The 19117-nt window shown below is 43.7% G+C and carries 19 protein-coding genes; 7 read left to right on the top strand and 12 right to left on the bottom strand.

Translation table 11 applies throughout. The annotated features are described in order from the left end of the window. Positions 1-31: 31 nt before the first annotated feature. The 11 genes from VST71_01650 to VST71_01700 form a co-directional block, all read right to left on the bottom strand. Entirely contained in the window at positions 32-727 is a 696-nt protein-coding gene (locus VST71_01650) for an HAD-IB family hydrolase (protein ID MEC4684423.1), read from the bottom strand. Positions 728-769: 42 nt separating this feature from the next. After that, the gene (locus VST71_01655) at positions 770-1516 is read right to left on the bottom strand and encodes an MBL fold metallo-hydrolase (protein MEC4684424.1); all 747 of its coding nucleotides are present in this window, start codon (positions 1514-1516) and stop codon (positions 770-772) included. Then, positions 1513-2481, bottom strand: coding sequence for an NAD-dependent epimerase/dehydratase family protein (locus VST71_01660; protein MEC4684425.1), 969 nt, complete (start codon positions 2479-2481; stop codon positions 1513-1515). Before VST71_01660 ends, VST71_01655 begins: the two co-directional genes overlap by 4 nt. Before the next feature lies 1 nt (position 2482). Continuing rightward, positions 2483-4333, bottom strand: coding sequence for a hypothetical protein (locus VST71_01665; protein MEC4684426.1), 1851 nt, complete (start codon positions 4331-4333; stop codon positions 2483-2485). 13 nt (positions 4334-4346) lie between these two features. After that, entirely contained in the window at positions 4347-4868 is a 522-nt protein-coding gene (locus tag VST71_01670) for an AfsA-related hotdog domain-containing protein (GenBank protein MEC4684427.1), read from the bottom strand. A 465-nt stretch (positions 4869-5333) separates the two neighbouring features. Then, positions 5334-5600 (bottom strand): BTAD domain-containing putative transcriptional regulator, encoded by a 267-nt coding sequence (locus VST71_01675; GenBank protein ID MEC4684428.1) that lies wholly within the window; start codon positions 5598-5600, stop codon positions 5334-5336. A gap of 207 nt (positions 5601-5807) precedes the next feature. Continuing rightward, positions 5808-6797, bottom strand: a complete 990-nt coding sequence (locus VST71_01680; GenBank protein MEC4684429.1) for a hypothetical protein — start codon at positions 6795-6797, stop codon at positions 5808-5810. A gap of 31 nt (positions 6798-6828) precedes the next feature. Then, positions 6829-6960: a hypothetical protein gene (locus VST71_01685; protein ID MEC4684430.1), complete on the bottom strand. Its 132-nt coding sequence runs from the start codon at positions 6958-6960 to the stop codon at positions 6829-6831. After that, positions 6957-7181 carry a type II toxin-antitoxin system HicB family antitoxin gene (locus VST71_01690; GenBank protein ID MEC4684431.1) on the bottom strand — a complete coding sequence of 75 codons (225 nt, stop codon included), beginning with the start codon at positions 7179-7181 and terminating at the stop codon, positions 6957-6959. The genes VST71_01685 and VST71_01690 overlap by 4 nt, the downstream gene beginning before the upstream one ends. Before the next feature lie 125 nt (positions 7182-7306). Next, positions 7307-7483 carry a hypothetical protein gene (locus tag VST71_01695; protein MEC4684432.1) on the bottom strand — a complete coding sequence of 59 codons (177 nt, stop codon included), beginning with the start codon at positions 7481-7483 and terminating at the stop codon, positions 7307-7309. Between the two features lie 29 nt (positions 7484-7512). Further along, positions 7513-9420: an LTA synthase family protein gene (locus tag VST71_01700; protein ID MEC4684433.1), complete on the bottom strand. Its 1908-nt coding sequence runs from the start codon at positions 9418-9420 to the stop codon at positions 7513-7515. 523 nt (positions 9421-9943) lie between these two features. On the opposite strand from VST71_01700, the gene VST71_01705 reads away from it, so the two are divergent. From VST71_01705 to VST71_01715, 3 genes are all read left to right on the top strand, one after another. Continuing rightward, positions 9944-11527, top strand: coding sequence for an ABC transporter substrate-binding protein (locus VST71_01705; GenBank protein MEC4684434.1), 1584 nt, complete (start codon positions 9944-9946; stop codon positions 11525-11527). A gap of 141 nt (positions 11528-11668) precedes the next feature. Beyond that, positions 11669-12652 (top strand): ABC transporter permease, encoded by a 984-nt coding sequence (locus VST71_01710; protein ID MEC4684435.1) that lies wholly within the window; start codon positions 11669-11671, stop codon positions 12650-12652. Next, a complete protein-coding gene (locus tag VST71_01715; GenBank protein ID MEC4684436.1) occupies positions 12636-13442 on the top strand; it encodes an ABC transporter permease in 807 nt (268 codons plus the stop codon). Before VST71_01710 ends, VST71_01715 begins: the two co-directional genes overlap by 17 nt. 119 nt (positions 13443-13561) lie before the next feature. On the opposite strand, the gene VST71_01720 is transcribed toward VST71_01715, so the two are convergent. Further along, positions 13562-14443: an aldo/keto reductase gene (locus VST71_01720; protein MEC4684437.1), complete on the bottom strand. Its 882-nt coding sequence runs from the start codon at positions 14441-14443 to the stop codon at positions 13562-13564. A 136-nt stretch (positions 14444-14579) separates the two neighbouring features. On the opposite strand from VST71_01720, the gene VST71_01725 reads away from it, so the two are divergent. From VST71_01725 to leuC, 4 genes are all read left to right on the top strand, one after another. Next, a complete protein-coding gene (locus VST71_01725) occupies positions 14580-15206 on the top strand; it encodes a phosphatidylserine decarboxylase family protein (GenBank protein ID MEC4684438.1) in 627 nt (208 codons plus the stop codon). Between the two features lie 54 nt (positions 15207-15260). Then, positions 15261-15998 carry a CDP-diacylglycerol--serine O-phosphatidyltransferase gene (gene pssA, locus VST71_01730; protein ID MEC4684439.1) on the top strand — a complete coding sequence of 246 codons (738 nt, stop codon included), beginning with the start codon at positions 15261-15263 and terminating at the stop codon, positions 15996-15998. After that, entirely contained in the window at positions 15991-17565 is a 1575-nt protein-coding gene (locus VST71_01735; GenBank protein ID MEC4684440.1) for a 2-isopropylmalate synthase, read from the top strand. Before pssA ends, VST71_01735 begins: the two co-directional genes overlap by 8 nt. 166 nt (positions 17566-17731) lie before the next feature. Then, the gene (gene leuC / locus VST71_01740; protein ID MEC4684441.1) at positions 17732-18991 is read left to right on the top strand and encodes a 3-isopropylmalate dehydratase large subunit; all 1260 of its coding nucleotides are present in this window, start codon (positions 17732-17734) and stop codon (positions 18989-18991) included. The last annotated feature ends 126 nt before the right edge of the window (positions 18992-19117 follow it).

Here is a 19117-nt window from a genome sequence, read left to right on the forward strand (position 1 = left end):
TGGCTATCCGCCTCTCTTTTCTTAATTTGAATTACTTAGAAAGTCTGATAATATTCCATTCTTTCAACCTTGCATATGTCATTAATCTTTTATCTCCAATCACTGCATACGGATTCCCTACCGTCTCAAGCATCTTGCTATCTGATATGTGATCAGAATAGGCATAGCTATATGAAAGGTCTATCTTGTTTTTTTTGGAAAATTCTTTCATTGCCACTGCTTTTCCCATACCTACAACCGGCAGGGAGTTTAGAATCCTGCCAGTATAGCATCCCCCAACAACTTCAACCCGGGTGCCGATTACATGTTTGATTGATAACTTTTTTGCATAAGGCAGAATTAACGGCATATGAGAGCCTGACACCAGAACAACAATATGTTCCGATTCTAAATGCTTGTACAGACATTTCATAACTCCCTCATTAAAAGATACTCTCTGATCAATGCCTGAAAACCATTTATCAACGAGAAGTTTATATTCTCTTTCATTCACTCCATTGAGCCTGGCATAATATGTTTTGTTTACGCTCATCCTCTCATCTTTCTTCACAGCCTTTGCCATTAACCTTAAGTAATGAAGGTACGCATTAGCAAAAAGGAAGAGCCTCTTAAATGGAAACGCACTATTAGTCCTGCAATGCCGGCAATAATACCAATAAAAGGAACTCATTGTATTTAGATTTAACAAGGTCCCGTCTACATCAAAAAAGGCTGCAATCTTCATCATCGACTCCAAAATAAATGGATTTTAAGTATCATCAGTAATTCTCTAAAATTCAAATATCTCTCCGAATTGAGGGATAAGTACTTTTTTCTCCAAATCATATAATCTTATTAATCTGCAAAACTCTTTGAGCGGCCAGGAATGTTTTTCAAGAATGGTTCTGAATGTTCCATAATGTACAGGGACCATGAGTCCTGCTTTCAAATCCACAAAAACCTTTACCGAATCTGCGGGACTGAGGTGCTCCTTACCAAACAAAAAAGAAGGAGTAGCAAGTCCGATAGGAAGAAACGCCACATCAATGGAATATTTCCGGCCTATATTTTTGAAAACCTGTGAGTAGCCGCTGTCACCCACAAAGAAAATTGTTTTGCCGTTTATTCTGATTATATAACTGTTTGTCTGAGTCTTTCTTCCCCACATGTAACGAGCGGATGCATGCACTGCCGGCAAAGCTGTAATCCTGGCAGCAGCTATATTTCTTGACTCTCCATGATTCAATTCGAACACCTTGTCTTCGTGAATATCCTTAAAATATCTGCCCGTCTTTTTCGGGCACAATATAGCTTGAACGTCTTTTATTTGACGAATCGACGACAAGGACAGATGGTCAATATGTGAATGTGTAATGACTATTATGGTCTTGTTCGGCAATCCATCAATATTTAGCGCTGGCTTTACCATCCGGCGCATAATGAACCCCATGGAGCTATCAAAATTTGGGTCTGTAAGGATATGAAATGATCCTGCATCAAACAGAACAGTCGAGTGTCCAACAAGTATTGCATTCATTTTATTCTCATATATTCCTGCACTGCAGAAGTTACCCCTTCCTGAAAATTCACTGCTGAAACAAACCCTAACTCGTGCTTGGCTAAATCGACGCTGCAGGCATGATTGAGAGACATGTAGTCAACCACGTATCTCGTCAACTTTGGAGTTGTCTTTTTATATCGTGATACGTGCTCCATTAATAGGGCTAACCCCCTGGCCGTAACCCTGGGGACTTTCGGGGGGATTCCAACTGACAACTCCTCGGATATAGTCTTTACAATTTCCATCATTGTTGGAATATAAGATGCACCAATATTGTAAGTTTCTCCATTTTTTCCTTTTTCAGCACACATTATCAGCCCGTTTACACAATCCGAGACATGAGTTATATGCTTTTTATTTTTACCACTTCCTATGATCCTGAAACTTTTGTTCAATATCCCCTCAACCAGAGCCGGAATCAATCGACCGGTCGCTCCATATAAAGATGTGGGACGTGCTATTTTTAAGGGAAGGCCATTCCGCGCAAACTCGATGGCAATTTCTTCGGACTGAATCTTGGAACGTTCATAATCAAATATATCCTCAGGCAATTGGGACTGTTCATCTTTCAGTACAGCTTTTTTCGAAGGCCCATAGAGTAGTGTTGTACTCACATGAACAATATTGGGACATTCCCAGCGCTCACATTGTTCCAGCAGTTTTGTTGTTCCAAGAACATTTGCATTATAGTAATCATTCCATTTCAGGCCCCAAAAGCCCGTAAGCGCAGCACAATGGTATATGACATCAGCATTCTGAACGGTTCCGGTGTAAGAGGAGTTGTTCATCAGGTCACCATGCACTACTTCCACGCCGGATAGGAATTCCGGTACTTTCTGCGGATTCCTCACTAATATAGATACATGGCATCCGTCTTCAAGCAGCCTTTTTGCAAGATGTCTTCCAAGGAACCCTGTTCCTCCGGTTATAAATACTTTCATGCTATTTACCCTCCTTCTTATACCTGATCTTTCGATGCATCCGTTTTTCCAGGGGACTTTTGTATTCTAACACTTCCCAGTTTGTTGCTTCCCTGAAACTGGGGGTGCCATCCGGATTATTTCCATCAAATATCCTGAACCTGTTTCTACTGAGGACACTCCCTGATGAATGGCAATCACTGCAACGAAGTGCTTCTTTTGCATTCCTGACTCCATGAGTAATCGTAAGATATGCACCTGCAGGATAATTCGGGCCGTGTGCATCCTGCATGTATTCACCTGTTGGCATCAATGACATGGAATAGTAATCACCAGGATACAGCCCGTTAAATATTCCTACGAGAGGACTATCTGAATCAGCTCCTAAAAACCTTCCAATGGCATTCAAGTTAAAAAATGTCTTTGTCATTGCGCTGTTAACGGCATCACCTAAGTTAGAGGTTAGAGCAAGAACCTCCCTGTCAAGATTGAAAATGAGCGGCATTGAAGCCATCTTTTCCTGCATTTTTGTAGAGAGGCTGGAATCCAGTGTTCTGTTTCCCAGAGTTCCAGTTCCATCAGACGCTGTTGCATAAGGATGATCCCCGGGACGCATCATGCCGAGTCCGACTAAAGCCCTCTGAATGGTCGAGTCATCCAGAACATCTGCCATTACAAGACCTGATGCATCTACAGGCAGGCCTGAAGTAAGAGGCTTGAAAGGCCATATTTTGCTTCCGGAATCATATCTGCTGCCAATAGGTTGAGCCAGAAAACTTGCGGTTCCGTTGAACCAAAGGTACTTTGGTCTCAGCTTATATTCTTCATATATATCGTACTCATTTTTTCCCTCTGTAATATAGTCACGGGTATCATATGCACTATACGCGTTCTCTCGTGCATACCTGATGCTTATTCCATCAGAAGTCCACGAGTAAAATGTCGCCCCTGACGTCCAGGGAATATGACAGGTCTGGCAAGCAATAAAGGTTAAGTGTCTATTGAGTATTTTACGATTTTTTTTGAGGTGAGGTGTCTCGGAATGGCATTTTTCGCATTTCATGGCATTTTCCGACGAACCGACACGGTAATCAGAAGCAAATAGTTCAGAAACAAAATTCCCTCTCGGAATTTTATGCTGTTTCACCTCATGGCAACGAGTGCATGCATTGCCATTGAACGCAGGAGAAGCAATATGGACATCATTCCAGGCTTCGAATGGTGTACCCCGTTCATCCGAAGATGCTGCCTCATAATGACATCTGAGACAAAGTTCCGTTTTTGTTTTGCCGATGCTCTTGACAGCATCCCATGTCCTGTCCTGGTACCAGGTTTTTATAACCCATCCATTATCTAACGTTTCATCTACCAATCGGTCCCGGCCGTTGTATTGTGACGCATGACAAATGAGACAATCAACTCCGTCTCGTGACTTTTCAATATTTTCTATCGGCATACCTGTTGATTGGTCAATATCATTCATTGTTCCAGGCAGATATCTCCCCACATGACATTTTCCACATCCCCTGCTGTCATTGAAACTATAGTTAACAAGGGTATTTCCTCCCGTCATACCACTGCTCCGGTCATAGTGACCATGCATGCCTCCACCGGGATAATCGATATACTGATTTTCGGACCTGAAGGTATAATGAACCGTATTCATTACTTCAGTGATCTTTTCCTCATGACAACGTGCGCATAGCTGAGATGTAAGAAGTTCAGCATATCCGTCCGACTCACCGTCCATTGAATCAACAGACAGAAACATATTGTAGAGATTTGAATGGCTCCAATCTTCTGCCCATCCAACAGATGCACTCATGAAAAAAAAGAGCAGTGTTAGTATCTTAAGTAAACTTCTTATTTCCATAAATTCCCCCTGTTCATATTGTTGAAACCTGCAAAAGATTCCTTTTACGAAATCGATTTACAATTTTTTTACTTATACAGTTTCCTATTATTTCAAACTCTGCAAGTATCTTGTTGTTCTGGATAACACAAATTACTCCTGTAAATTCCCCATTTCCTTTTCTGCTCTTCTCTTTAAATTCATTTACAGTAATGCGCAAAATTGTTTCCAACTCGAACTCTACAAAGTTGTAGAACCTTGAAAAAAATCTGTCAAGGATGAAGTAAGTGTCCTGCCCAATACCATAGAACTGATGGACAACCGCAATTCCCATCTGCCGTGCTGCTTCAATAAGAAGCAGTCCAGGTAAATGGTCGACAGGGTGCTCAAAAAAGAAAGGCAGATTTTCATCGAATGCAATGAAACATTCATAGATATTGCTTCCAAGATCATTTCTGTGAATGATATCGCTTATTAATACATTTGATTCCTCATGTTTGTGGACATATTTTTTCCCGATTTTTTTTGATTTTGCTGATGCATACCTATCCTTCATTCTCCCCCCCTCCTTATTTTAATAATCATACCGTACCGTTATACTTTATTCTTAGATTCAGGTTGCTGAAGTATTGTGACAAGCGCATGTCAAATCTTCTGTAATGGTAATATTGTACTTAAGGCTGAACAAAAAAATATGGTAAATATACCTTTACAATTACAGATTTATCTTAAAGAATGGAGGGAGAGAGAGAAGAAGGCCATATCTCAGCGGGCTGTTGGCAAAAAGAAATACAGTCAATACTCTATCATTCCTCTTGTTTACGCCCGGTATGGACATGATCTAATGAAGTGACCTGTCTGTCAGAAGGTCCGTTAAAGCTGGTTTGTCCTCGCGAGTCAAGGCTGTCAAGGATATCAAATCAAGCAGATTTTACAGAATCTCAACAAAGCAGATATTTCTATCGTCAAGAGAAAGAGTTGTGGACTAAAAAGAAAATATAAATTGGCACAAACGGTTTTTTTACCCTAAAATCCCGGCTTTGCGGGCAACGGACAGCAGCGCAGGGCAGGGCTCGATACCAAGCTCCCGTTTCAGGGTCTCTTTTGCCCCGTTGAATATCTGAACGGCCTTTGAAGGGTATGTCTCCATATAGGAGCGCATGAGGTAAACATACACCTCTTCATATAGTGGGTCCTTATCAGCCGCCCTGTGGAGTTGAGGGATTTTCTCACCTTCAGGCATGAGGGATGATGCCATGTCTGAATACTGTCTTGCCTGATCAGGCATAGCCGTCTTTCATACAGATTTGCAACCTCGAGCGTACCTGCCGATGCAAGGAGCAGAAAACCTGCCTCTTTCCATCTCTGTATCCACACAAGAAAGTGTTTTAGGGCCTCACTATCCCTGCCGAGGTCGGAAAGCGCCTGGCCGTGAAGGAGGGAGGGCATCTGTACTGCAATGGGACTTTCACTCGATCTTCCCCTGTCAATTGCCTCATTGCTGTGAAGGAGAGCCCTGTGAGGCAGGTTTATCCCGAGTGTATGCTATGCCAAGATTAAAGTGCAGATAGGAGTAATGAAAGTAGTTCTGCTCAGGTATGGCACGGGCGCGCACCTTTTCGGCAATCCGTTCCACTGCCTCTGAATTTCCACTGTGCGAAAGGACATGCAGTAGATGTCCATAAGCAAGAAAATATACAGGGGGCGGGAGCGTTTCAAAGAATGGCAGGTTTATGATCTCCATCAGCACCCGTCCCCCGGCGTCAGGGTTTCCACTGACTGTATGGAATAATCCCAGGGTGGTTTGAAAATATATCCTGCAGACCATGGATGTATCAGGTTGTTCACACAGTATTCCGGCATCTGAAAGGAGCATATCCGCCTCTGAAAGTCTGCCCATCCAGAGGAGGCTGTAACTGGCTGCTGCAGAGTAAAAGAGCCTGAGAGATATGGAGCCAGCCTTTTCCGCCCATAAACGCAGTAACCTGTAACTATCCAGGGCCTGTTGCACCTTTCCGTAACCTGTAAGTTCTGCCATGGCCCTGAATCCGTAAAGTGATGCCATTGCAAGGGGTGGGATATGTTCCTTTATATCAAGAAGTTCTTCAATCCTGCCGTACCATGAGTCATAACGGTGGTAGTTATGTCCACTGTCCCAGATGGAGGCGACCCTGGCACCAAGGCTGGCACATGCTGCCTCATAATCACCGGCACTCATGAATAACCGGTAGAACTTATCCATTGAATCCAGAGGGATTGACTGTTTTACCGCCTCTGAAAGAAAGAGGATTCTGGGCGGAAATTGCTGTATATCAGTGGTAAATTTCTGAAGGGGCATGAGATGGGAGATGATGGCAGGGGTGTCCATGTTAAACCACCAGGTAAGCCCGTCGTCACACAGGGCGTAAATATATTCGTCCCATTTTCCCTCCTCCACATGTGAATTGTAAGGGCTTTTTAGTTGAATAAAGGATGACTCTTCCATAAATATAGTGATGTTGCGTTGTTATACGGGGTTACATCAATTCTTTAAGTTTTTCAATTGTAATATCTGCATCTTGCAAGATACTTTTAAAGGTTTTGGGATGAATGATTTTACCTGAATGATAATGATAAGGAACAGTTACTCTTGGCAACTTCTCTGTCATACTGCTACTTCCCTCAGGGTTAGACTCACAGATTCAGATTGTGGTATATCTTCATTGTTCTCAATTCTGTCTTCCACGTGGAGCCGAATAGCGTCTTTGATGTTTTCCAGAACTTCTTCATAAGAATTACCCTGTGTGTAGCAACCCTGAAGTTCAGGACAAAATGCAAAATAGCCATCACTATCTCGTTCAACTATAACGGAAAACCTGCATGTATGCATTTCTGACCTCCTCCTGATGGGGTTAACCTTCGATAAATTATAACATAAACTTGACTGACGGGTGTCCGGGAAGATACGGAATTGTTAAGGCATGGAGTAAGGATTGTGAAGATATTTCTTCACAATTAAAGGGCAGCCCATCTTAATTGTTTGGTAATAAATACTGTTTTTTTATTGTACTTGACCAGTATCCCGACTACCTCACCACGACCAGGAGGATGAAAGTATACTTTTTCTCCAACACTGAACTCGAGCATTTCAGAGTGGACCCGCATTGACTCTATAAACTTTAACCTTTCCACCTCGATAATCTCGATTTGCTATACTATTTTCACTGTTTCCATCGATTAAGATGATGTTTATATAAATAACTTGCACTTTGATAATATGTTATTGCATCTGATGCATCCTTGTCTAAAGGAGCAATTTCTTTATATTTGATGCCGCGAAGACTCTGATTAACTATACTATACTCGTGAACACTCCTGTCTGGTTCCAATACAAGAAGCCTCCTGTTTCTTAAAAACCCCAATTTCTGGTAAGTTCCAATAAATGCTCTTTCATAAAACTTTTCATTAAGTATATTCTTGCCATAAAATTTACTTTCATAACTCCAGTTCATAATTGAAAAAAGAGTAGGCATAAGATCAATTTGGGAAGATAGTTTACTTATAGTATTTGGTTCTATAATATCTGGTGCATAAATTAAAAAAGGAATCTTATATCGCCAGGCAGGTAATGATGTTTTCCCGGCACTTCCTCCGTTATGGTCAGCTACAATAACAAAAATAGTATTTTTAAACCAAGGCCTGGATGCTGCATTTTTTAAGAATTTATCAATAGCATAATCTGTATATTTTACTCCTCCCGCTCTTCCCGTGTGTGAGGGTATATCTATTTTTCCATCAGGGTAGGTATATGGTCTATGATTGGAGGTTGTCATTATGTAGTTAAAGAATGGCTTCCCTTTTTTATATGATTTATCTGATTCTTTTAGTGCCTTGTTAAACAAATCTTCATCACATACTCCCCAAGCATTAGAAAATGTTATTTCATCTTTGGTCATATTCGTTCTATCAACAATATAAAAGCCGTTATGTGAAAAAAAATCATTCATATTATCAAAATAACCATATCCTGCATAAATAAATTTATTTTCATATCCTTTTTCTTTAAATACAAACCCCGAAGAAAACATATTATAGTTATCCGGTCTTTTAACAATACTTCTTCCAGGTGTTGGAGGAACAGATAAAGTAACAGCTTCCATCCCTCTAACCGTTCTTGTTCCTGTTGCATAAAAATTATCGAAAAATAGAGATTTCTTAGCCAGTTTATCTAAATACGGGGTTAAGTCCCTATTGTCGCCAAAAATCCCCATATATTCTGCACTAAGACTCTCAACCATAATCAACATAATATTATATTTTAATTCTTTGCCATCTTTATTTATAAACTGCGAGGAGTTATCATCGAATCCAGACAAGATCTTTAAATTAGACATTACAGTTTTTATATTCTCAGTCTTATAGAACTCATCATAGTCTAATGTATTATTTCTAAAGGCAGAGAATAGAGAATAAAGTCCATTTTTGGATAATTCATTGTCATATTGATTATTAGAGATATTTGCTAAAGATTGCTTATCAAGTATATTAAAAAACAAGACAGGTAAAACAATCAAAACTGCTACAACTTTCAATCGTTGCAGATAACCTTGAGTAGAATCAAATGCAAAATCAAGAATAGATGTTTTTTTATAAATAAAATAAAAAGTAATAGAACTAATTATAAAAACGATGGTAAGAAGCAATGGGATTGGATATGATTCAAGGATATTATTTATGACCTCATGCGTATATACAAGATAATCAACAGCAATAAAATTAAACCTTTTTCCAAACTCATCCCAAAAGAACCATTCTGAAAAACCATTAAAAACGAGTAGATTAATCTGAATAAACAAAAACAGCCAGATTATGTATTTATGAAATTTGTTGTTAAATAACTTATTGGGCATCAAAGCAATATATAGCGCAAAAGGTGCTACAAAATACATAGCCGCAACAAAATCATAAATTAATCCCACTAAAAACAGTTTTATTAGTACAAATATTCCAAAATCAACCTGATCAAAATCGGCAAACAGTAATATTATTCTTGAGGTAAAGCTAATAGCGATAAATATCACTATTAGCAAAGTTACTAAAGCAAAGCGATTTTTTATATATTTTGACATGTATTCCCTTTTGTGTATAATGCGGAATTGAGCTGCAATACCGTAAGTGTTGTCAGCTCCAACGATTGGTATACGCCCGGCACGGACATGAGCTAATGGGGTGACCTGTATGCGTGCAACGCACAGGCAGGAAGTCTCCTGCCGTTAGAGCAGACGTTATAATTTTAAATATAATTATTTGGTAACAACTTACTTCTTTGGGTGGATTTCAATTACGTTGCCTGAATTCCTGTTTTTTTGCATTGATTCTTTTGTCTTTTCAAGCAAAAGAGGAGACACATTCCATCTCGATAACCTCGATTTTCTGATGATTGTTACATATAACCGATACCGGTAATTGTACAGTTTTTGTATGTTTTCAAAGTATACACCATTAAAATCTTAATTGACAACACGGATATCATGATATTTGTAATGATTTCCGGCAGTTGAAATGTATTTTGGTCATATGTTAGTATTCGGTTATGGAGGCAATTGCCGAAAAGACTGTAGAGACTCTCTATGATTTGTGCAACATCATTTGATGAATTATAACTCCAGGCCGGCAATCAGTGTCCTGATTACTCTCGCATTTACGTTGCTGCTCCTCTCCTGTACATCTTCAAACCGTCTTCAGGGATATGTCTATTACAGATTGAAAGCCTCCCCCTCCACCCTTGATCCGGCACTGATTTCAGATGTTGCCAGTGCCACAATTGCTGCCAAACTCTTTAACGGGCTTGTCAGGTTAAAGGGTAATCTCGAGATCGCCCCTGACATTGCACAGAAATGGAGTATTTCAAAGAATGGTCTGAGATATACTTTTTTCCTGAAAAAGGGAGTACAATTCCCTAACGGTCGTGAGGTGAGGGCCCGGGATTTCAAGTATTCCTTTGAACGTGTGCTTAATCCTGCAACAAAATCACCAAACACATGGGTATTTGACAAGGTTGAAGGGGTAAGGGAATTTTTAGAGGGCAGGGCAGGGGAGGTTAAGGGTTTTAAGGTAAAGAGTGATTACGTATTTGAGATTATCCTAAAAAAACCCTTCTCCCCGTTTCTGAGTATGCTTACCATGACCCCTGCCTATGTTGTTCCCCGGGAAGAGGTGGAAAAGTGGGGCGTTGATTTTTCAAGCCATCCTTCAGGCACCGGCCCCTTTACCTTAAAGGAATGGCTGCCTGACAGGGAGCTGCTGCTGGCAAGAAGGACCGATTACTTTGACGGCAACAGCAGGGTCAGGGGGATTGCTTACAGGATAATCGCCGAGGACCTGACTGCTGTTACTGAATTTGAACTGGGCAATATAGATGTCATTGCATTGCCTGCATCGGCATATTCGAGGTTTAAGAATGACAGAAAATGGAGCAGATATATCATATCCCGTGAAGGACTGAATACCTACTACCTTGGACTGAACTCATCAAGGCCACCATTTAATGACCCTGAACTCAGAAGGGCGGTTTCATATGCAATAGACAGGGAGAAGATTTTAAATACCTTCTATGAAGGCCGGGGCAAGCTGGCTGTGGGGCCTGTCCCTGACCTGCTCAGGAAATGGGATATAAAGACTCCGGTTCGGTATGATCCCAAACTGGCAGGGAAGATAATCCGGGACAAGGGTTTGAAGGGGATGAAGGTGGATATGTATGTGAGTGCGGACAAGGAGGTGGTGGACCTGGCAGAGATAATCCAGGCATATCTTGCCAGGGTTGGGATCAATGTTAATATAAAGCAGTTGGAGTGGAGCGCGTACAAAGAGGCGGTGAATAAAGGGGAACCTGATATGTTCTGGCTGAGCTGGTGGGCAGACTATCCTGACCCTGAAAACTTTCTCTTTCCCCTGTTTCACTCCAGGAATATCGGGGCGGGAGGTAACAGGGTAAGGTATATCAACAAAGAGGTTGACTCACTGATTGAAAAGGGGCAGTATTCAGTTAATGAAAAGAAGAGGGATTACTTTTATCAAAAGGCTGAAGAGATTATAATAAAAGACTCCCCCTGGGTATTTTTCTGGCATAAGACCGATTATGTAATAACGCAGCCGTGGATAAGGGGCTGCAGGGTGTATCCTGTTTACAGCATGGATAAGGGGATGGAAATAAAGACTGATTTAGCTGTGAATTAACACAAATGGGCACGAATTAAAGGATTAGGATTCATGGGAAAGACAAGACAGAAGACTTTTGGCCGCAGATTTACGCAGATAAACACAGATTTTTCAGGATTTTTAAAATATTAAGTTCCTAACAAATATCTGCGCCTATCTGTGAAAATCTGCGGCGGAAAATTTTTTAAAGGAGGCTTTGCTATCAAGGGTTACATTTTAAAGAGGCTTATACTCCTGGTTCCCCTGATGTTTGCAATCACACTGTTTGCCTTTTTCCTGCTCAAGGCGCTTCCGGGAGACCCGGTGCTGGGGCTTGTGGGAGAGCGGGCCAGCCCGGAGATAATTGAAAGCATAAGGAAAGAGATGGGCACTGACAAGGGTTTTGTTAGCCAGTATATAGGTTATCTGAAGCTGCTGCTTAAGGGAGACCTTGGCAGGTCTTATTACACCAACAGGGATGTACTGACGGATATATCTCTGAAATTCCCCAATACCATGATGCTTGCCTTTGCCGCCATGCTTGTATCCGTTCCCTTAGGTATAGCCCTCGGATTCCTGTCTGCCCTGTCAGCCAACAGGAGGTCACGATTCCTTGAAAAACTTATTGATACCATCTCAATCTCCGGATTGAGTATTCCCGTGTTCTGGAGTGCAATAATCATCATGATGATCTTCAGCCTTAAATTAAAACTCTTTCCTCCCTCAGGTACGGGGGATATAAGGTTTCTGGTCCTTCCTGCGGTTGTCCTTGCCATACCTGCTACGGCAACGCTGGCAAGGGTCACAAAGACGACCGTAATAGATATACTGAAGATGCCCTATATAACCACAGCGAGGTCAAAGGGGCTGTCTTTAACGAGAATAAACCTGATTCATGTACTGAGAAATGCCATTATCCCCATAGTCACCATTATCGGCCTTGATTTCGGCAGCTATCTAAACGGTGCAGTTGTTACCGAGACCATATTCGGCTGGGACGGCCTGGGCAGGTTTACCATGGAAGGGATAATAAAGAGGGATTATCCGGTGATAATGGGATGCATAATTGTCGGTACCGTGGTTTTCGTTATTGTAAATCTGATTACCGATGTAATCTATCAATACCTTGACCCGAGGATAAGGCTCAATGTCAAAAAGGGGTAAGCTGTCCATAATTATCGTTGCCGGCTTTTTTATTGTCTCGCTCCTTGCACCCTTTCTGCCGATTAATGACCCATACAGGATTGACCTTGATTCAATAAAGAGGCCTCCGGGCATTGATCATCCCTTTGGAACGGATAATAAGGGCAGGGACATATTTGCAAGGGTGGTTTACGGAGGAAAAATATCGATTGGTGTTGCCATGATTGCAGCGTTCATATCCGCACTAATCGGTTTTACTCTCGGCCTGACGTCAGGATATTACGGGGGTGTCATTGACAGTGTTGTAATGACTGTGGTGGACTTTTTTCTCTCTTTCCCCTCCCTGCTGCTCGCCATAGCCATCTCCATAATCCTGCCGCCGGGTATCTATACAGTAATGATAGCCCTGTCAGTAGTCGGATGGACGTCATTTGCAAGGTTGATAAGGGGGCATGTGTTGACGATTAAGGATATGCCCTTTGTTGATGCTGCAAGGGCGATCGGGTGCAGTGATTTAAGGATACTGCTGCTGCATATTGCTCCCCTCTGTATACCTCTGGCCCTGGTGCTGATGGGCATAAAGCTTGGCGGATATATCCTTACCGAGGCAACCCTGAGCTTTCTGGGCCTTGGTGCACAGCCTCCAACCCCCACATGGGGATACATGGTCAGTGCAAACAGGGCATATATCCTTTCGGCACCGTGGATGGTACTCTATCCCGGGCTGGCCATATCAATAACAGCCTTCTGCTTTAATATGCTTGGGGAGTCCTTGAGGGAAAAATACGAGTTCAAGACCGATATTCATTAACTTTCCGGTTTACCATAGTCCTGCCATACAAGGGTAACCACTACCTCGGACCGAAATTCAGGCTTCACCGCTATTCTTATTTTACTTTCCCCGAATCGTCAATAGTCAATCGAAAATCGTCAATCCATTTCACCGTCTATTATTTTACAGTTTTCCTCAATCTCTTTTTTATTCATCATGCCGATTATTAGTGAGTCGACAAAGGGCAGGTCCCTTACATACTCCACTGCCTCTCTTGCCTGCCCTCTGAGTTGACCCTCGGCTATCACTTTCATGCCAACAACCCCTTTTGACAGGGAATGAATCTTTTTAGCCGTCTCCTCAACCTCTTTACGGTCATCAGGAGGTATCAGTAATGATTCGGGTTTGGGCCGGAAGACTGCCTGTATCCTTTTGGGCAGAAGCCCTGCTGTCTTTTTAACCCACGCTATTGAGGCGACTTGATCATAAAGTCCGAGTTTGCCGGCATCCATATTGAGTCCGGCAAGGTTTATCCTTACCCATACTGCATCGATTTCGGGAATTCCCGCAACAGCCTTTAATGCACCCAATCCATGAGAGGACATGCCTACTGCCCGAACCCTGCCTTGCTCTTTAAGTTCAAGCAGTGCATCAAGTGCGCCTGCCCGTGCCTTTAATTCATTCTCTGTCCTTACTGCGTGGAGCAGGCAGACATCAATATAGTCAACGCCGAGGTCTCTGAGGGAGGTGTTAAAATCCCTGAGTGTATCTTTTGCGCTGCAGCCCGTCAATTTCGTCGATATCACAACATCGGAGCGTTTGACCTGTCTTAATGCCTCTCTGACATGGGGATGAGTCCTGTACTGAAATGCCGTGTCCCAGAAATTAATGCCCTGCTCAAAGGCAAAGAGGAGGAGTCCGGCCAACTCCCCGGTCGTCATTAATGCCTGTGCACAATGTCCTGACGGATGTGCTGTCCCGGTTCCTATGCCGAGCCTTGAGACCTCAATGCCTGTTTTTCCAAGCCTGACTCTTTCCATATTCCCTCCAGAGCAGCCATAGAGTCATGAAAAAGGTTCTTTTCATAATTCCCTCCAGACCTGCCGGACTCTGAATCCTTAATCCCGGCACCCCATTATATGGCTTTTAACCCGCCTACTGTAATATAATCCATATATGTTAAAAATAGCACCTGAAGGCTGGCCCTTTGTGGCTGTCACGGCTCTTCTCACAGTAATCATCTACCTGATATGGCAGCCCTGGACAGCTGTGTTGCCGCTGATACTCTTCCTCTTCATGCTCTACTTCTTCAGGGACCCTGAGAGGACGATTCCTGAGGAAAAAGATATATTTGTCTCTCCTGCAGACGGTAAGGTAATACTTGTAAAGGACACACTGGAAGAAGAGTATATTAAGGACAAGGTCAAACAGATCAGCATATTTATGTCTCCATTTAATGTCCATGTCAACAGGGCGCCCTGTGATGGCACGGTTGAGAAGGTAAAACATACCCCTGGCGGATTCAGTGCGGCATACACTGATGAGGCATCCCTCAGCAATGAAAACATAGCCATGCTTCTCAACACAAAGTATGGCAGGGTGCTGGTCAGGCAGGTTGCAGGTCTTATCGCCAGACGGGCCATCTGCAGGGTCAGCCCGGGCGATACCCTGAAGAGGGGACAGCGATACGGTATGATTAAATTCAGCTCAAGAGTTGATCTCTATCTGCCGGTAGCTGTGCAGGTAGAGGTAAGCGTAGGCCAGAAAGTCCGGGCCGGTGAAACAATAGTGGCCAGGAAATAAAAAAATAAAATTAAACCGGACGCTATTCTGCGTCCGGCGAAAGGATGTTTTCAGATGAAAAAAGGTGTTTACCTACTCCCCAACGGGCTTACCCTGAGTGGTATGTTCTTTGGGTTTTATGCAGTGCTCTCTGCACTTAACGGTGATTATGTCAGGGCAGCCTGGGCAATACTGATTGCCACTGTCTTTGACGGTCTTGACGGCTGGGTGGCAAGGCTCACAAACAGTACCACCAGGTTTGGGGTGGAGCTTGATTCCCTGAGTGACCTTGTTGCATTTGGTGTTGCCCCTGCCATTTTGCTCTATACATGGTCACTAAACCCCTTTGGCCGTGTTGGAGCAGCAGCAGCCTTTCTCTTTGTTGCATGCGGTGCACTGAGGCTTGCACGTTATAATATCCAGATGGGCTCGGCAGAAAAACGCTCATTTACAGGCATGCCCATCCCTGCTGCAGGAGTCATAATCGCAACGCTTGTCATCTTTTACGAAAGTATTACCGAAGACAGACCTGAGAAGAGCATCCTGATACTCCTGCTCACGGTTGTCCTCGCAATTCTGATGATCAGTACGATGAGATTTCACGGCGCAAAGGAGATTGACTTTAAAAAGAGGAAGCCCTTCTGGGTCCTTGTCATATTTGTGATCCTTATTGTTGTTACTGTTGTCCACCCGCCGGTTGCGCTCTTTTCCTTTGCAATGGTCTATCTCTTTTGGGGTATAATAGAGAACGCGTACCTGTTATACAAAAAGAAGAAAAGGGTCAGGAATCCGGATAAAAGAGCTGCTGCCTGACACCTGTTTTGTCACCAGCACTAAAAGGAATTTAAGGATTATGAGATACATAAAGATTTTTGATACAACCCTCAGAGACGGCGAGCAATCACCGGGTGCCTCGATGAATGTAGAGGAAAAGCTCCATGTTGCCCGTCAGCTGGCAAGATTAAATGTTGATGTGATAGAGGCCGGTTTTCCTGTTGCCTCACCAGGAGACTTTGAGGCCGTAAGACGAATTGCAGAAGAGATAAAGGGAGTCACTGTTGCAGGGCTTGCCAGGACAAAGGACATAGATATCGAGCGGGCGGCAGAGGCGATAAAACCTGCGGAGTCCGGCAGGATACATACATTTCTTGCCACCTCTGACATTCACCTGAAGTATAAACTCCGCATGAGCAGGGAAGAGGTTTTGAATGCAGCCGTAGGTGCAGTGAAGAAGGCAAGGGGGGTTACGGATGATGTGGAGTTCTCTGCTGAGGATGCCACAAGGAGTGACAGGGATTTCCTCTGCAGGGTTATAGAAGAGGTTATAAAGGCAGGGGCGACAACCGTGAATATCCCTGACACCGTAGGTTATACCATACCCCAGGAATTTGGCGAGCTGATAGAGTATCTGATGAACAGGGTGCCGAATATTGATAAGGCGGTAATCTCTGTGCATTGTCATAATGACCTTGGCCTTGCAGTAGCCAACTCACTGACTGCCGTCCTTAAAGGGGCCGGCCAGGTTGAGTGCACATTGAACGGAATTGGCGAGCGGGCTGGAAATGCGGCGCTGGAAGAGGTGGTAATGGCCATCAAGACAAGGCCGAAGTTCTTTAATGCAGAGACCGGAATAGTTACTGAGGAGATATACAAGACGAGCCGTCTTGTCTCAAAGATTACAGGTGTGGTCGTACAGCCGAACAAAGCCATAGTCGGTGCCAATGCCTTTGCCCATGAAGCCGGAATTCACCAGGACGGAGTCCTCAAGGAGCGTTCAACCTATGAGATTATGAAGCCCGAAACGGTCGGGATACCGCAGAGCAAGTTAGTCCTTGGCAAGCACTCGGGCAGGCATGCCTTTAAGGAGAGGCTCAGGGAGCTTGGTTATGAACTGGGTGATGAAGAGCTCAACAAGGCTTTTGAGAGATTCAAGCGTCTGTGTGACCAGAAGAAATATATATTTGACGAGGATATCGAGACCCTTGTATCTGAAGAGGTAAAAAAGGTTCCCGAGGTCTTCAGCCTTATGGACCTGAGGGTCTCAAGCGGCACGTCGGTCAAGCCGACTGCCACAGTCCGTCTGAAGGTCAGGGACGAGGTTGTTGAGCGTACCGAGGAAGGTGACGGACCTGTTGATGCCACCTACTGTGCCATTGCAAGGATTACAGAGACAAAGAGCCATCTCGATAAGTTCGAGATAAAGGGCATAACAGGGGGCACTGATGCGCTTGGTGAGGTCATGGTGACCCTTGAGGAGGATGGCCATACGGTCAGGGGGTACGGGTCTGATACGGACATCATTGTTGCTGCTGCAAAGGCATATATTAATGCCCTGAACAAGCTTGAAGGCAGAAAGAGGGAGCCTCAAAAGGGAATCTAATTGAAAAAATAAAGAATAATCCGCAGATTACACAGATTAACGCAGATTAGAAAGATTAAAAAGGGTTTATAGAGGGACTAAAATTATAAAAATCTGCGAAATTTGTGTAATCTGCGGATTAGATATGTTTATAAGTATTAGAGTTTTTATTTTGATGGAGGAATGGATGACTATTACTGAAAAGATACTTGCTGCACATGCCGGGAAAAAAGAGGTCTCGCCTGGAGAGTTGATAAATGCAAGGGTGGACCTTATACTTGCAAACGATATAACTGCGCCTATTGCCATAAAGGAGTTTAGGAAGATCGGAGCTGAAAAGGTCTTTAATTCTGAGCGGGTGGCCTTTATTCCTGACCACTTTGCCCCTCAAAAGGATATAAAGGCTGCTGAGCAATGCAGGATGTTGAAGCTTTTTTCAAGAGAGCAGGGGCTTAAGCTCTATTTTGAGGTTGGCAGGATGGGGGTTGAACATGCCCTGCTTCCGGAGCAGGGTCATGTGGTTCCCGGTGATCTTGTAATAGGAGCCGACAGCCATACGTGCACATACGGCGCCCTTGGTGCCTTCTCTACCGGCGTTGGCTCTACCGACGTTGCAGCTTCCATGGCAACCGGTGAGTGCTGGTTCAAGGTACCGGAAAGCATGAAGTTTATCTATTACGGAAGCCTCGGGAAATGGGTCAGCGGTAAGGACCTCATACTCCATACAATCGGAGATATTGGTGTGGATGGCGCCCTTTACAGGGCCATGGAGTTTGAGGGAGAGACGATAAGGGCACTGCCGATGTACGGCAGGCTCACCATGTGTAATATGGCTATAGAGGCCGGAGGAAAGAGCGGAATAATCGTCCCTGACGATATAACAGAGGCATATGTGAAGGAGCGGGCCAGAAGGGAGTATAAGTTCTATCAGTCCGACCCTGATGCAGTATATGTGGAGACCAGGGAATATGACTGCTCAACGATTGAACCCCTGGTCGCCTGTCCCCATCTGCCCTCTAATGTAAAACCTGCCAGGGAGCTGACCGATATTGCCATTGATCAGGTTGTTATAGGTTCATGTACTAACGGACGCATTGAGGACCTCAGGGAGGCCGCAGAGGTAATATGGGGCAGGAAGGTTAATCCCAATGTTCGTATGATCGTTATCCCGGCAACGCAGGCCATCTACAAGCAGGCCCTGAAGGAGGGGTTGATAGAGGTCTTTATTGATGCTGAAGCCGTAGTATCAACCCCGACGTGCGGTCCATGTCTCGGGGGTCATATGGGTATACTTGCAAAGGGGGAGAGGGCTGTTGCCACAACAAACAGAAACTTTGTGGGAAGGATGGGAGACCCTGAAAGTGAGGTCTATCTCTCGAACCCTGCAGTGGCTGCTGCAACGGCCGTACTTGGCAGGATCGGATTACCTGAGGAGGTAGGTCTTTAAAATAGCACTTTATCCACGCAATAGTTCCAATCTAATGCCCAAATCCAGCAATAAGTCGTAATTTCTTCATTTATTGCTCCCCATCTTAAAGAAAGAGCTATGCATCTGGCGATTACAGAGGGTGGG

This window comes from Nitrospirota bacterium, from assembly GCA_035873375.1.
In the GTDB taxonomy this organism is placed as follows: domain Bacteria; phylum Nitrospirota; class Thermodesulfovibrionia; order Thermodesulfovibrionales; family JdFR-85; genus BMS3Bbin07.